The 13,427-nt window shown below is 65.3% G+C and carries 14 protein-coding genes and 1 pseudogene; 9 read left to right on the top strand and 6 right to left on the bottom strand.

Annotated features, from left to right (window positions below):
* Nucleotides 1-279: pseudogene (locus QMZ05_RS37435) on the bottom strand (hypothetical protein); the annotation flags it as partial.
* Between the two features lie 273 nt (nucleotides 280-552).
* Here QMZ05_RS37435 and QMZ05_RS37430 point away from each other — a divergent pair.
* Nucleotides 553-1,233, top strand: a complete 681-nt coding sequence (locus QMZ05_RS37430) for an alpha/beta family hydrolase (RefSeq protein WP_353705321.1) — start codon at nucleotides 553-555, stop codon at nucleotides 1,231-1,233.
* Between the two features lie 47 nt (nucleotides 1,234-1,280).
* Here QMZ05_RS37430 and QMZ05_RS37425 read toward each other — a convergent pair whose 3' ends face one another.
* Together QMZ05_RS37425 and QMZ05_RS37420 are read right to left on the bottom strand one after the other, a co-directional pair.
* Nucleotides 1,281-2,060: an SDR family oxidoreductase gene (locus QMZ05_RS37425; protein WP_353705320.1), complete on the bottom strand. Its 780-nt coding sequence runs from the start codon at nucleotides 2,058-2,060 to the stop codon at nucleotides 1,281-1,283.
* A 39-nt stretch (nucleotides 2,061-2,099) separates the two neighbouring features.
* On the bottom strand, nucleotides 2,100-3,074 hold the full coding sequence (locus tag QMZ05_RS37420; RefSeq protein ID WP_353705319.1) for a ketopantoate reductase family protein: 975 nt from the start codon (nucleotides 3,072-3,074) through the stop codon (nucleotides 2,100-2,102).
* Nucleotides 3,075-3,242: 168 nt separating this feature from the next.
* Between QMZ05_RS37420 and QMZ05_RS37415 the strand changes: the two genes are divergently transcribed.
* Nucleotides 3,243-4,040, top strand: coding sequence for an enoyl-CoA hydratase-related protein (locus QMZ05_RS37415; RefSeq protein WP_353705318.1), 798 nt, complete (start codon nucleotides 3,243-3,245; stop codon nucleotides 4,038-4,040).
* 12 nt (nucleotides 4,041-4,052) lie between these two features.
* On the opposite strand, the gene QMZ05_RS37410 is transcribed toward QMZ05_RS37415, so the two are convergent.
* On the bottom strand, nucleotides 4,053-4,319 hold the full coding sequence (locus QMZ05_RS37410; RefSeq protein ID WP_353705317.1) for a hypothetical protein: 267 nt from the start codon (nucleotides 4,317-4,319) through the stop codon (nucleotides 4,053-4,055).
* A 62-nt stretch (nucleotides 4,320-4,381) separates the two neighbouring features.
* On the bottom strand, nucleotides 4,382-5,266 hold the full coding sequence (locus tag QMZ05_RS37405) for a LysR family transcriptional regulator (protein WP_353705322.1): 885 nt from the start codon (nucleotides 5,264-5,266) through the stop codon (nucleotides 4,382-4,384).
* A gap of 112 nt (nucleotides 5,267-5,378) precedes the next feature.
* Between QMZ05_RS37405 and QMZ05_RS37400 the strand changes: the two genes are divergently transcribed.
* From QMZ05_RS37400 to QMZ05_RS37385, 4 genes are all read left to right on the top strand, one after another.
* Entirely contained in the window at nucleotides 5,379-6,740 is a 1,362-nt protein-coding gene (locus QMZ05_RS37400) for an FAD-dependent oxidoreductase (RefSeq protein ID WP_353705316.1), read from the top strand.
* A 12-nt stretch (nucleotides 6,741-6,752) separates the two neighbouring features.
* Nucleotides 6,753-7,757: an ABC transporter substrate-binding protein gene (locus tag QMZ05_RS37395; protein ID WP_353705315.1), complete on the top strand. Its 1,005-nt coding sequence runs from the start codon at nucleotides 6,753-6,755 to the stop codon at nucleotides 7,755-7,757.
* A gap of 180 nt (nucleotides 7,758-7,937) precedes the next feature.
* A complete protein-coding gene (locus QMZ05_RS37390) occupies nucleotides 7,938-8,711 on the top strand; it encodes an ABC transporter ATP-binding protein (protein ID WP_353705314.1) in 774 nt (257 codons plus the stop codon).
* Nucleotides 8,704-9,531, top strand: a complete 828-nt coding sequence (locus QMZ05_RS37385; protein WP_353705313.1) for an ABC transporter permease — start codon at nucleotides 8,704-8,706, stop codon at nucleotides 9,529-9,531. The genes QMZ05_RS37390 and QMZ05_RS37385 overlap by 8 nt, the downstream gene beginning before the upstream one ends.
* Before the next feature lie 179 nt (nucleotides 9,532-9,710).
* On the opposite strand, the gene gtdA is transcribed toward QMZ05_RS37385, so the two are convergent.
* Nucleotides 9,711-10,751: a gentisate 1,2-dioxygenase gene (gene gtdA, locus QMZ05_RS37380; protein WP_353705312.1), complete on the bottom strand. Its 1,041-nt coding sequence runs from the start codon at nucleotides 10,749-10,751 to the stop codon at nucleotides 9,711-9,713.
* 95 nt (nucleotides 10,752-10,846) lie between these two features.
* Between gtdA and maiA the strand changes: the two genes are divergently transcribed.
* The 3 genes from maiA to QMZ05_RS37365 are packed head-to-tail and all read left to right on the top strand — an operon-like array spanning nucleotide 10,847 to nucleotide 13,165.
* Nucleotides 10,847-11,479 (top strand): maleylacetoacetate isomerase, encoded by a 633-nt coding sequence (maiA, locus tag QMZ05_RS37375; RefSeq protein WP_353705311.1) that lies wholly within the window; start codon nucleotides 10,847-10,849, stop codon nucleotides 11,477-11,479.
* The gene (locus QMZ05_RS37370) at nucleotides 11,469-11,981 is read left to right on the top strand and encodes a MarR family transcriptional regulator (protein ID WP_353705310.1); all 513 of its coding nucleotides are present in this window, start codon (nucleotides 11,469-11,471) and stop codon (nucleotides 11,979-11,981) included. Before maiA ends, QMZ05_RS37370 begins: the two co-directional genes overlap by 11 nt.
* Complete coding sequence (locus QMZ05_RS37365; RefSeq protein ID WP_353705309.1) at nucleotides 11,981-13,165, top strand: 3-hydroxybenzoate 6-monooxygenase; 1,185 nt, start codon at nucleotides 11,981-11,983, stop codon at nucleotides 13,163-13,165. Before QMZ05_RS37370 ends, QMZ05_RS37365 begins: the two co-directional genes overlap by 1 nt.
* Nucleotides 13,166-13,427 lie beyond the last annotated feature (262 nt).

The following is a 13,427-nucleotide window of genomic DNA, read 5'->3' as shown; positions in this document are numbered from 1 at the left end:
CTTCGGCGCCGCCGTGAACAGCGGCCACACCGTCGGTTGCTCCAGCGCCATGAACCATTCAAGGGGAATGCCGAAGGTCCGCGTGCCCTGGTCGGCGTGATAGAACCAGCGCAGCCGTTCTGCGCTGACATTCTGATCCAGCCATACCGTCTTTGCCGGCGGCTGGTAGTCGACGACCTTGACGCGGAAGCCGCTCGTCACCGTCTCGATATCGTCCTTGAAGTAGAGGACGCCGGCGACAATCAGCAGTCCGATGAAAAAGATCGTCTTGCGAGGCATGCCCCCGTCCCCCGATTCGCGGTACCCGCGTCATATTGCTGAGATGTTAAAAATCGCCGAAATAGGTTCGCGTTAAGCGTGTGTTGTATTGTGCGCTATCCTATAGTGGCGTTGCTCGGTCTACCAACGGAAATGTTGCCAAGGGAAATGTCGCAAAGGAAATTTGATTGGCTGTGAGCCATTTCACTTGCGGTGCGCTCTCCTCGGCGGCATTTGCGCGCATCGGCGCGGGCGGCTAGAAATGCCGGAGCAACAATTCTTCGAGAAGTCGTCTTGCACGCGTCAAGCGCACAACCGCTCACGATCACGGTATCGGACGACAGCGCAGTGTCCGCGCTGCTGCTGCGCCCGGAAAAGGCGCGCGCGGCCTATGTGTTCGCCCATGGCGCTGGTGCCGGCATGGCGCATCCGTCGATGGCCGTGATCTCAGAGGGGTTGGCGGAGCGCGGCATCGCGACGCTGCGCTATCAGTTTCCCTACATGGAGAAGGGCAGCAAGCGGCCCGATCCGCCCGCCGTCGCGCAGGCGACGGTGCGTGCCGCGGTTCGGGATGCCGCACGCCGTTGCGGCGAACTGCCGCTGTTCGCCGGCGGCAAGTCGTTTGGCGGACGTATGACGTCGCAGGCACAGGCCAAGGCACCGCTCGAAGGCGTCCGCGGGCTGGTGTTCCTCGGCTTTCCGCTGCACCCCGCCGGCAAGCCGTCACGGGAGCGGGCCAAGCATCTCGCCGAGGTCAAGGTGCCGATGCTGTTCCTGCAGGGCACGCGCGACGCGCTGGCCGAGCTCGATCTGCTCGAGCCTGTCGTGAAGGAGTTGGGCAGCCGGGCGACCTTGCATCTCGTGCACGAGGCTGACCATTCCTTCCATGTCCTCAAGCGCTCCGGCCGCGACGACCGCGAGGTGATGGCCGAGGTGCTCGATGCGTTCGCGGCGTGGGTGGCGGAGCATTCGTAGATTTCTGTAGCCCGGATTGCGCTTCGCTCCATCCGGGCTACGTTCGATCAAGTTGGCGCGCCGCCATAGATGCGGTCGCGCAGTCGGCGCATGCCGGACAGCCAGCGCTCGCGATTGGTGGCCTTGCGCTGCATGTATTCCTGCACCTGGGGATGCGACAGGATCAGGAAGCGCTCTTCCGCCATCGCCTCGATCACCATCCGCGCGACTTCGCCCGGCTGCAGCACGCCGTCGACGCGCGCCGCGCTCGGGCCCGGCGTCGTCATTCCGGTCTGCACCGATTGCGGGCAGAGCACGGAGACGCGGATGCCGCGATCGCCATACTGGATCGCCAGATGCTCGGCGAGCGCGACCGCGGCGTTCTTGGTCACGCCGTAGGGCATCGAGTTCAGCGAGGCCAACAGCCCCGCGGCCGATGCGGTGTTGAGCAAATAGCCGGAACCGCGTGCGAGCATGCCGGGCACCAACGCGCGCGCGGCGAACACGTGGCTCATCACATGCACGCGCCAGCTCACATCCCAGTCGGCATCTGACGCGGTCTCCTGTCCCTTGCGCGACAGCCCGGCATTGGAGAAGAACACGTCGACCGGGCCATATTTGTCCTCGGCGGCGGCGATCAGCGCCTTGATGTCCTCCTCCAGCCCGACATCGGCCGTCACCGCGAGCCCGTCGATATCGCCGGCGACGCTGGCGAGCCGGTCGCGCGAGGTCTTGAGGTCGGCGACCACGACGCCGCGCGCGCCGGCCTCCGCATAGGCTCGCGCCACCGCTTCGCCGATCCCGCTCGCGCCGCCGGTGACGACGCAGACCTTGTCCTTGATTTGCATGGTTCGATGTCCCTGCTTGTTATCGTGCTGTCCGGATTGTCAGCCCTGATAGAGTCCCTTGTCACGCGCCTTCTGGATTGCCAGCGCGGCCATCAGGTCGAGCATCGGGGTCGGAATGTCAGCCGCGCGGGCAAACGCCGCGGGTGCGCGCACCAGCACGTCGATCTCCATGGCGCGGCCGAGCTCGTAATCCTGCAGGATCGACGGCTTGTGGTCAGGCGCGGGCCCTGAGCGGGTGACGCGCTTGACGTCGGGGATGTAGTGCGTCGCCACCGCATTGGCCTCGTCGAGCAGGCGCGGGATCACGTCCTGCATGTCTGGATCGTCGCGGACGCCGCGTGCGGTCAGCCCGGTCAGCAGGCAGAGCACGGACATCGACATGTTGGTGAGCAGCTTCGACCAAATCGTCTCGCGGATCTGCTTGACCTCGGGCGATTCGATCGCGGCGTCGTTCAGCGCCGCTCGCAGCACGGCGATCCGCTCGCTCTGCCGGTCGTCGCATTCGCCGACCAGGAGGCGATTGCGATCCGGCGATAGATTCGCCACCACGCCGGGCGCGATCACCTCGTTGGAGGAGAAGATCACGCCGCCGATAACGCGTTGCTTCGGGATGGCGCTGCGCAAGCGCCCGCCGGGATCGAGGAAGCCGAGATCGGGGATCGCGGGATGCTGCGGCGGCAGGCCGAGACCGTACCACCAGGGAATGCCGTTCTGCGCGAACACGATCGATGTGTCGTGCTGAAGCAATGGCGGGAGAGCGGTTGCGAGCGCACTGACGCCGGTGGCCTTCAGCGTGCTGATGACGATGTCCTGCGGCCCCAGCTCGGCAGGATCGGCGGACGCCTTCACTTTCGCCGTGACGCTGCTGTCGCCGACCCTTAGCGTCAGCCCATTGGCTCTGACCGCGTCGAGATGCGGGCCGCGCATCACGCAGGACACATCGTGGCCGGCGCGTGCCAAGCGGACCGCGAAATGGCTGCCGACGGCGCCCGCGCCGAAAATGCAAATACGCATCAGTGGAACTGGTCCTTGCAACGTGCCGCGTCAGTTTCCACAAGCGCGGGGCATCGCGCAACCCGTCATGCGCGGGGCGCGGCTGCGCGCGCTCGAAAGTGATGGATCAAGGCAACGCCTGTCGCCATAGTGTCTGATAACAGCAATGCCGAACGAGGGAGATACGTCATGTCGGCCAGCCCAGTCCTGTGGAGCCTCGATGCGCGCGGGGTCGCGACCGTCACGCTGAACAGGCCCGAGGTCAACAATGCTTATGACGGCGCGCTGATTGCCGGCGTGCTGGCCGCGATCGACGATCTCTCGACCAAGCCGGTCCGTGTCGTGGTGCTCAAAGGCAATGGCAAGCATTTCCAGGCCGGCGCCGATTTGAAATGGATCAACGGCGTACGGCCGAAATCGTCGGAGGAGAACGAGGTGGCGTCGCGCGCCACCTTCGAGGCGGTGCAGCGCCTCAACACGCTGCCGGTGCCGACGGTGGCGCTGGTGCAGGGCGGCTGCTTCGGCGGCGGCACCGGCGTGATCTCGGCCTGCGATATCGTGATCGCGGCCGACAACGCGCTGTTCTCGATCACCGAGGTGCGCTGGGGCCTGACGGCTGCGATCATCATCCCGCAGCTCTGCGACGCCATCGGCGTCCGCCAGGTGCGCCGCTACGCGCTGACCGGCGAACGATTCGGCGCCGAGGATGCGCGTCGCATCGGTCTCGTCCACGAGGTGGTGCCATTGGCCGATCTCGAAAGCGCCGGCGCCAAGGTCGTGGAGCAAGTGCTTGGCAATGCTCCGGATGCACTGGCCGAGACCAAGAAGCTCGCGATGGAAAGCTCGTTCGGCGGCATGGCCGTGGACGATGCGGCCTACAAGCGCCTCGTTCATCTGCATTCGGCCAAGCGGCAGACCGCCGAGGCCGCCGAAGGGCTCGCGTCCTTTGCCGAGAAGCGCGCCGGCCGCTGGGGCGGGGCGGCGTAAGCCACCCTCAGCTCAACAGCCGCTGCAAATGCCGCGGATGCTGCGATAGACCTCCGCGTCGTCGCGGCGCATCTGTTCCAGCGATTCAAACGTCTTCGACTCGCTCGATCGTGCCGCCGGCTCGGACCTGGACTTGCGCTTGGCTGCGAGCTCCTGCTCCTGGCGATGGTAGCAGGCCTCGCGCTCCGCCTTGGGCTCGATGAAGCGGCAGGTCTCGATCGCCGCCGCTTGTGTCGCTGCGATGATGAGGCCAAGCGAAGCTGATACCAGGAGTTTCAAGCGGGCGATCCTTTCGCGTCCTTGTCTCAGGTCGGCATGCGCGGGGCAAGGCTGCCGTCGCGTCAGAGCGATTGCGACAGCGACTTTTTCAATGTCCTCAGCAGCGCCTGCACCGCGGCGGCATTGATGCGGCGTTCGGGAACGGCGGCCTTCACCCACAATTCCGGGATCGGAAACTCGGCGAGGATCGGCTGCAGCGCGCCGTCGCGCAGCGCGTCGGCGACCAGATAATGCGAGAGCAGTGCGATGCCGTTGCCGGCGATCGCGCTTTGCGTCAGCACGCGGCCCTCGTTCGAAGAGAGGATCGGGCGGACCTGGATATTGATGCGGCCGCGCGGCCCCTCGAATGGCCATTCCGGGCCGGTGGGCAGGAAACTGAGGCAGCGATGATCGACCAGGTCGCGCGGATGTTTCGGCGTGCCGTGCTTCTTCAGATAGGTTGGTGAGGCGCACAATAGCCGCGGCAGCCGGCATAAAGGCTCGTCGACGACGCCGCCGAAGGAATGCGGGAAGGCACCGATCGCGATGTCAAAGCCTTCGGTCACCGGATCGACCGGGCGGTCGATCATCACGATCTCGAGCTTCACGCTCGGATTGTGCCGCTGGAAGATGGTGAAGGCATCGGCGAGCCGCGCCACCGTCAGTGAGGTCGGCGCCTTGACGCGCAGATGATCGGTGAGATCGCGCTGCTTCTCGCCCATCCGCGACAAGAGATCGCCGACATCGGCAACCACGCCGCGGGCGCGGTGCACATATTGCTGTCCGGCCTCGGTCAGCCGCAATTGCCGGGTCGAGCGGTGAAACAGCGCGGCGCCGATCCGCTCCTCGAGCTGGGTGACGCGCTTGGCGACGACCGAGGTCGCGACGTTGAGCTTGCGCGCCGCGGCCGAGAAGCCGCCGGCGTCGGCGGTGGCGAGGAAGGCTTCGAGGTTGACCAGCGTATCCATCTGCCCCGGACTTTTCTCGATTCGCGAAAGCTGATTACATAATTTGGTGGATTGTACTGCAATCTGCATCAATTCATAGTTGGCCCAATCAACTTTGTTCAGGGCGGAAATGATGCGAGCGAGCACGATCGAAGAGCCTGCGCGGCAGGTGCCGGTCTACGGCGAATATGACGTGGCGGTGCTCGGCGGCGGACCGGCCGGCATCGCGGCCGCGGTCGGCGCAGCGCGTGCGGGGCGGCGGACGCTCTTGATCGAGCGTTACGGATTTCTCGGCGGCATGGGCACCGCGGCCGGCGTGACCAATTTCTGCGGCTTGCACGCCAACATCTTCGGCGAGATGCATCGGGTGGTGCAGGGCATCGCCTCCGACCTGCTGGCGCGGATCGACCGGCTCGGCGGGCTGAACGCGCCGCATCTGATCCTCGGCAAGATCTTTGCGCAGGCCTATGATACCGCGGCCTACAAGATTGCCGCCGACGATCTGCTGGCGCATCACAAGGTCGATATCCTGTTCCACGCGCTTGGCGCCGGCGTCGTGATGGATGGCACGCATATCCGCGCGCTGATGGTGGAAACCAAGGCCGGTCGCCAGGCCGTGCGCGCCGGTATCTTCATCGACTGCTCCGGTGACGGCGATCTCGCGGTGTGGGCCGGCGCGCCCTATGAAGTCGGCGACAATGCCGGCGGCATGCTCTACCCCTCGATGATGTTCCGCCTCAACGGCATCGATCCAGCGAAGGCCGGCGATGCGTGGCGGACCATTCCGGAGCGGATGGCGCAGGCCGAGGCTGCCGGAACCCACACATTCCCACGCAAATCCGCGATCGTGCGGCCGCAGAAATCGCAGATCGAATGGCGGGTGAATTTCACCCAGGTGACGCGGAGCGACGGCGGCGCCATTTCCGGAATTGATCCCGACGACATGACGCGCGGCGAGATCGAGGGGCGCCGCCAGGCGGTGGAGGCCTTCGCGTTCCTGCGCACTGTGCCGGGCTTCGAGAACTCCTACATCGTCGATCTGCCGCCGCAGCTCGGCATCCGCGAGACCCGGCGCGTGATCGGCGGCTACGTGCTGTCCGGTGAGGACGTGCTGGGCTGCGCCTCGTTCGAGGATTCGATCGGCGTCAATGGCTGGCCGATGGAAAAGCACGTGCCGGGCGATGTGACCTTCGAGTTTCCGCCGATCCCCGAAAGCCGCGGCTACAACGAGTTGCCGTACCGCATGCTGGTGCCTGATGGCGTCGACAATCTCCTGGTCGCCGGCCGTTGCGCCTCGATGACCCATGAGGGCCAATCGGCGGCGCGTGTCTCCGGTGCCTGTTTCGTGATGGGCGAGGCGGCGGGAACCGCGGCTGCGCTGGCACTATCGGGCAACACGATTCCGCGCGACATTTCCGTCGAAAAGTTGCAACAACAGCTCGCGCAGCAGGGCGCGTTCATCGGGCGCGACCAGGCCGTGCCTGATGGATTATAGGTGGAGACGGCAATGAAGGGTTGGGCGCGGCTCGCACTCGCGGGCCTCCTGGTGTGGGCCGCGAGCGGTATCGCGCGGGCCGATGATCTCCTGAAGGCGAAGATCGGCGTGTTGCGGCTGTCGTCCTCGGCGCCGGTATTCATCGCGCAGGACAAGGGATATTTCCGCGACGCCGGGCTCGACGTCGAGCTGAAGTTCTTCGATGCAGCGCAGCCGATCGCGGTTGCGACCGCGTCCGGCGACGTCGATTTCGGCATCACCGCCGTCACCGCCGGTCTCTACAATCTCGCTGGCAAGGGCACGCTGAAGGTGATCGGCGGCATGAGCCGCGAGAAGGCCGGCTATCCCTTGATCGGCTATTTCGCCAGCAACAACGCCTATGCGGCTGGCCTCAAGACGCCGAAGGATCTCGCGGGCAAGCGCGTCGCGGTGACCCAGGTCGGCTCCAGCTTCCATTATTCGCTCGGCCTGCTCGCCGACAAATACGGCTTCAAGCTGTCGGACGTGAAGATCGTGCCGCTGCAGTCGCTGTCGAACGCGGCCGCGGCGCTGAAGGGCGAAACCGTCGACGCCGCGCTGCTGCCGGTCTCGACCGCGCGCACGCTGATGGATTCCAACGGCGCGAAATTTTTGGGCTGGGTCGGCGACGAGACGCCGTGGCAGCTCGGCGCCATCTTCGCCTCGCCGAAGACGCTGACCAACGCGCAGCTGGTGAAGAGGCTGCTCACCGCGCTGACCCGCGCCGACCACGAATATCACGACGTGATTCTCACTGCGATCAAGGACGGCGTGGCGCCGGTCAACGAGAAAACAAAACCGTTGCTCGAGATCATCGCCAAATACACCAATCTGCCGGTCGCGCAGGTGGTCGGCAATTGCGCCTATATCGATCCCGACGGCAAGCTCGACGTGAAGAACCTCGACAACCAGATCAAATGGCTGCAGGGGCAGGGTTTTGTCGACAAGGGCTTCGATGCCGATGCGATCATCGCCAAGGATCATGTAAAGGCGGATTGATGTCACGCCACGTCTACACCACTCAGCCCGTCATCCTGAGGTGCGAGCCTTGCGGTGCACTTGCACCGCTGGGCGAGCCTCGAAGGATGCACGGCCCTGCTACATCCGGGCCGTCGACCCTTCGAGACGCCGCTTCGCGGCTCCTCAGGGTGACGGGCTTGGCAGCGAGTTCGTACTAACATGGACCTGATCGCCGACCACATCAGCCATCGCTTCGGCGCGCTCGACGTGCTCGACGATGTCTCCTTCCAGGTCGCCGCCGGCGAGATCGTCGCGATCGTCGGTCCGTCCGGCTGCGGCAAGAGCACGCTGCTGTTCATTCTCGGCGGCCTGTTGCGGCCGAGCAAGGGTGCCGCCGAGCTGCGCGGCGCGGCGCCGGCCGGCAGCCTCAATCCGTTGACCTTCGTGTTCCAGGATTTTGCCTTGCTGCCATGGAATACGGTCGAGGAGAACGTCGCGTTTCCGCTGCTGCACACGGGCTTGAGCACCGGCGAGCGCCGCGCCGTGATCGACGACGCGCTGCGCCGCACGGGCTTAACGGATTTCCGCGCCGCTTACCCGAAGCAGCTGTCCGGCGGCATGCGCCAGCGCGTCGGCATCGCGCGCGCGCTTGCGGTTCGTCCGGCGATCCTGCTGATGGACGAGCCGCTGTCGGCACTGGATTCGCAAACCCGCGAGCTGCTGATGGAGGATTTCGTGGGCCTGCTCGCCGACGGCGCGATGGGCGCGGTCTATGTCACGCATAACCTCGAGGAAGCGGTGCGGCTCGCCGACCGCGTCGTGGTGCTGTCGCGCCGCCCCGGCCGCATCAGGGAGATCGTGACCATCCCGATGACGCGCGCCGAGCGCGGCACGGCGGAAGCACGCGGGCCGATGGCCGCACTACAAGGCGAGTTGTGGTCGCTGATCCGGAAAGAGGCGATCGATGCCGAGCGCGAGGTCCAGCATGCTTGACCGTGCGCCGCCGGAGATGAAAGACCAGTCGGCGGAAGCGACGCGGCCGGTCGCGTTTCGCGGCGCCGGCTTCACATCCGGCGGCAGCCGTTATTCCGGCTGGATCGCGCTCGCGCTGGTCATCGCGATCTGGCAGCTCGCCGGCAGCGCAGGATGGGTCAATCCGCTGTTCCTGCCGGCGCCGTCAGCGATCGCGGTCGCGATCACCAAGCTCGCGACGTCGGGGGCGCTGTGGCAGCATCTGTCGTGGTCGATCATGCGGATCGGCACCGGCTGGATCATCGGCACGGCCGCCGGCGTCATCGTCGGCTTTGCGATCGGGCTGTCGACCACGGCGCGCGGCGTCGGCATCACCTTCATCTCGGCGCTGTTCCCGATCCCGAAGATCGCGCTGCTGCCGCTCCTGATCCTGTGGCTCGGGATCGGCGAGGAGCCGAAGATCGCGACCATTGCGCTCGGGGTGTTCTTCTCGACCGCGATCTCGGTCTATAGCGGCGTCGATGCGGTGCCGCGCAATCTGATCCGGATGGCGCAAAGCTTCAACGTGCCGTTCCACGCCATCGTGCGCCGCGTGATCTGGCCGGGCGCGCTGCCCTCGATCCTCGCCGGCTTCCGTATCACCGCATCCGTTGCACTGCTGCTCGTCGTCAGCGCCGAGATGATCGGCGCGCAATACGGCATCGGCGCCTTCGTGCTGCAGGCCGGCAATCTGATGCAGACCGACCAGCTGCTCGCCGGCGTCGTGATCCTGTCGCTGTTCGGGCTCGCGGTCGGGAAGCTGATCAACCTGCTGGAGACGCGGTTGTTGCACTGGCGGTGAGGGCGCGCGCCGGGGCGGCAAACTCAAATGTCGTCCCTGCGAAAGCAGGGACCCATAACCACAGGATGTCGTTGTTGAAATGAGCTGGGGCCCCAGCACCTCCAACAACACGACCCTGTGGTTATGGGTCCCGGGTCGCGCTTCGCTTGCCCGGGACGACGGCGACTACACGTTTCTGATTACGCGTTCCCCCGATCCTCGCGGAACAGATCCAGCTTCTGCTGCACCGGACGGTCTGAGAACGAGAACAGCACTGCATCGGTATCAGCCTCGTGGGTGACCCAGCGCCAGCTCGGCACCACGAACAGATCGCGCGGTCCCCACTCGAAGGTCTGGTCGCCGACCCTTGTGCGGCCCTTGCCCTCGATCGCGGCAAATACCGTGGCATCGGTCGACCGATAGCGCGCGGTCTTAAAACCCTTCGGCAGCAGCTGGATGAAGGTGCCGATGGTCGGCATCGCGAAATCGCCAGTCTCGGGGTTGGAGAACTTCAGCTTGAGCCCGTGGCAGGCATCCCACTCGTCGCTGGCCTTGGCCTTCTCCAGCGCCTCGCGGGTGTATTCATAGGGATAGTTGAAGATCGGCGAGGTCTTCGAGGTCCGCTTCTGGTCGATCGGCAGCAGGTTGTGGCCGTAGCGCGCGAAGCTGGCGCCGGCGGGCTTCGAGATCGATTGCTGATCTTCCTTGGCGCCTTCGGCGAACGAGCAGTCGAAGAACTGCACCATCGGGATGTCGAGCCCGTCGAGCCAGAACATCGGCTCGTTGGTTTCGTTGGAATGGTCATGCCAGGTCATCGACGGCGTGATGACGAAATCGCCCGGCGACATCGCGGTGCGCTCGCCGTCGACCGCGGTGAAGGCGCCCTTGCCCTCGAGCACGAAGCGCAGCGCCGATTGCGCGTGGCGATGGGCGGGGGCGATGTCGCCCGGCACCACCATCTGCACGCCGGCAAAGAGGGAGGTCGTGATCTTGGATTGGCCGCGCAGCCCGGGATTTTCCAGCACCAGCACGCGGCGCTCGGCTTCCTTGGCCGTGATGAGCGTTCCGGCCTCGTTCATGTAGTCGCGGATCTGGTCGAACTTCCACAGATGAGGGCGGCAGGCGCTTTTCGGCTCCGGGGTGATCAGATCGTTCATCACGTTCCACAGCGCCGAGAGGTTTTGGCCGTCGATCTTCTTGTAGAACGCTTCGCGCTCCGGGGTCTTCTGCACGGCTTCCATGGCAAGCCTCCCATCGTTCTTGTTGGTGTAATTTAATTGACAGTATACTTACAATATGGCTAGCGTCAATCCAACGAAATGCAAGGGAGGTTCCGATGAAGCTGCATGGCTATTTCCGGAGCAGCGCGTCCTACCGGGTTCGGATCGCCCTCAATCTGAAGGGGCTGACTTCAGAGCACCTGCCGCATCATCTGCGCAAGGGCGAGCAATGCGCGCCCGCTTATCTTGCGATCAATCCGCAGGGGCTGGTGCCGACGCTCGAGAGCGACGCCGGCGCGATCCTCACCCAGTCGCTCGCGATCATCGAATGGCTCGACGAGACCAATCCCAATCCGCCGCTGCTGCCGAAGGATCCGCTGCGCCGCGCCAAGATACGGGCGTTCGCGCAAGCGATCGCCTGTGACACCCACCCGGTGCAGAATTTGAAAGTGCTGGCACGGTTGCGCAAGCTCGGCCTGCCGGAAGAGCAGGTGACGGAGTGGGCGGCGTGGGCCAACCGCGAGGGCCTAGCGGCCTGCGAAACCCTGATCGCTGACGAGGCCGGGCCGTTCTGCTTCGGCGATACGCCGACGCTCGCCGATCTCTGTCTGGTGCCGCAGCTCGCCAATGCACGGCGGTTCGGCGTCGACGTCTCGGCCTATCCGCGCCTGCTCAAGGCAGAGGCCGCGGCAAAGCAGGTTAAGGCGTTCGCCGACGCCGCCCCGGACAAGCAGCCCGATGCCGAGTAGCAAGCCGACGCCCGTCACCATGGACGCGGTCTACACCGCGCCCGGCTATCTGTTCCGGCGGATGCAGCAGATCGCGGTCGCGCTGTTCATCGAGGAGTGCAAGGCGTTCGATCTGACACCGGTGCAGTACGCCGCGCTGGTCACGATCTCGACCCATCCCGGGATCGACGCCACAAGGCTTTCGGCGGTGATCGCGTTCGACCGCTCCACGCTCGGCAACGTGATCGAGCGGCTGCAGGCCAAGGACTACATCGTGCGCAAGCCAGCGGCGGAGGACAAGCGCGTCAAGCTGCTCTACCTCACCAAGGCCGGGGCCGGCGTGCTGAGCGAGATCATGCCGTCGGTCGACAAGGCGCAGGCGCGGATGCTGCAGCCACTGAAGCCGGCCGACCGCAAGACGCTTCTCTCGCTCTTGACCCAACTTGTCGACCTCAACAACGAGTCCTCGCGGGTGCCGCTGCGCGCCGAGGACGCGCTCGAACATTTGGGGAGGTCGGGCTGATGGCGGACAGCAAGCCGGTCCTGATCGCGGGCGGCGGCATCGGCGGCCTCGCCGTGGCGCTGGGCCTTGCGCAAAAGGGCATCCGCTCGATCCTGCTGGAGAAGGCCGCTGCGCTCGGCGAGATCGGCGCCGGCATCCAGCTCGGGCCGAACGCGTTCCACGCCTTCGACTATCTCGGCGTCGGCGAGGCCGCGCGCAACATGGCCGTCTATATCGACCAGCTCCGGCTGATGGATGCGCTGACCGCCGATGAGATCACCCACATCGATCTCGGCGAGACGTTTCGCGCGCGGTTCGGCAACCCCTATGCCGTGGTGCATCGCGGCGATTTGCATGGTGTGTTCCTGCGCGCCTGCCAGACTCATGAACTGATCGAGCTGCGTGTTTCCAGCGAAGTGACCGGCTACGAGCAGGATGGTTCGTCCGTGACCGCAAGGCTTGCCAGTGGCGAGCGCATCACCGGGCGTCTCTTGATCGGCGCCGACGGGTTGTGGTCGAACATCCGCAAGCAGGTGACGGCAGATGGCCCGCCGCGCGTTTCCGGACACACCACCTATCGCTCGGTGATCCCGACCGAGCAGATGCCGGAGGACCTGCGCTGGAATGCGGCGACGCTGTGGGCCGGCCCCAAGTGCCACATCGTGCATTATCCGCTGTCGGGCTGGAAGGTGTTCAACCTCGTCGTCACCTATCACAACGACGCGCCGGAGCCGGTTGCCGGCAAGCCGGTCTCCGAGGATGAGGTGATGAAGGGCTTCACCCACGTGCACGAGCGGGCGCAGAACATCATCCGCCACGGCACCAACTGGAAGCTCTGGGTGCTGTGCGACCGCGACCCCACCGAGCGCTGGATCGACGGCCGCGTGGTGCTGCTCGGCGACGCCGCGCATCCGATGCTGCAATATTTTGCGCAAGGCGCCTGCCAGGCGATGGAGGATGCGGTCTGCCTGTCGCACATGCTGGCCAGTCACGATGATCAATCGGCGGCGCTCGATGCCTACCGCGCGCAACGCTTCCCGCGCACCGCGCGGGTACAGCTGATGTCTCGCGCGATCGGCGAGCACGTCTATCATCCCGCGGGCGACCACGCGCGCATCCGCAACGCGATCATGAGCACGAAGTCGCAAGCGGATTGGTGCGATGACATCGCGTGGCTGTATGGCGGAACGGGGCTGAAGGCCTGATCCTGTTGTGTGAAGGGATGCGGAGAGAGCGCCCGTGCAGCACCCCTCTCCCTAACCCTCCCCCGCAAGGGGGGAGGGAACCCTTCCGCTGGTACGTCCCTTACGTCGTCGGTGCTGAATAGCATCGATTGCTGGCGGCAAATTATGCATCGGATGGGTAGATGTGAGGTGGGCACGCTCGTCTGGCTCCCTCCCCCCCTGTCTCTTATACACATCTCCGAGCCCACGAGACATGTCCAGCAATCGCGGATGCCGTCTTCTG

The organism is Bradyrhizobium sp. INPA03-11B, from assembly GCF_040446015.1.
In the GTDB taxonomy this organism is placed as follows: Bacteria; Pseudomonadota; Alphaproteobacteria; order Rhizobiales; family Xanthobacteraceae; genus Bradyrhizobium; species Bradyrhizobium macuxiense_A.
This window is presented reverse-complemented; position numbering and strand designations above follow the sequence as displayed.

What these genes read in the sequence shown, in the direction of transcription:
- maiA (WP_353705311.1), top strand. Translation starts at nt 10,847, where the DNA reads ATGAAGCTGCATGGCTATTTCCGGAGCAGCGCGTCCTACCGGGTTCGG.
- QMZ05_RS37425 (WP_353705320.1), bottom strand. Translation starts at nt 2,060, where the DNA reads ATGCAAATCAAGGACAAGGTCTGCGTCGTCACCGGCGGCGCGAGCGGG.
- QMZ05_RS37415 (WP_353705318.1), top strand. Translation starts at nt 3,243, where the DNA reads ATGTCGGCCAGCCCAGTCCTGTGGAGCCTCGATGCGCGCGGGGTCGCG.
- QMZ05_RS37400 (WP_353705316.1), top strand. Translation starts at nt 5,379, where the DNA reads ATGCGAGCGAGCACGATCGAAGAGCCTGCGCGGCAGGTGCCGGTCTAC.
- QMZ05_RS37385 (WP_353705313.1), top strand. Translation starts at nt 8,704, where the DNA reads ATGCTTGACCGTGCGCCGCCGGAGATGAAAGACCAGTCGGCGGAAGCG.
- QMZ05_RS37405 (WP_353705322.1), bottom strand. Translation starts at nt 5,266, where the DNA reads ATGGATACGCTGGTCAACCTCGAAGCCTTCCTCGCCACCGCCGACGCC.
- QMZ05_RS37365 (WP_353705309.1), top strand. Translation starts at nt 11,981, where the DNA reads ATGGCGGACAGCAAGCCGGTCCTGATCGCGGGCGGCGGCATCGGCGGC.
- QMZ05_RS37395 (WP_353705315.1), top strand. Translation starts at nt 6,753, where the DNA reads ATGAAGGGTTGGGCGCGGCTCGCACTCGCGGGCCTCCTGGTGTGGGCC.
- QMZ05_RS37420 (WP_353705319.1), bottom strand. Translation starts at nt 3,074, where the DNA reads ATGCGTATTTGCATTTTCGGCGCGGGCGCCGTCGGCAGCCATTTCGCG.
- QMZ05_RS37370 (WP_353705310.1), top strand. Translation starts at nt 11,469, where the DNA reads ATGCCGAGTAGCAAGCCGACGCCCGTCACCATGGACGCGGTCTACACC.
- gtdA (WP_353705312.1), bottom strand. Translation starts at nt 10,751, where the DNA reads ATGGAAGCCGTGCAGAAGACCCCGGAGCGCGAAGCGTTCTACAAGAAG.
- QMZ05_RS37390 (WP_353705314.1), top strand. Translation starts at nt 7,938, where the DNA reads ATGGACCTGATCGCCGACCACATCAGCCATCGCTTCGGCGCGCTCGAC.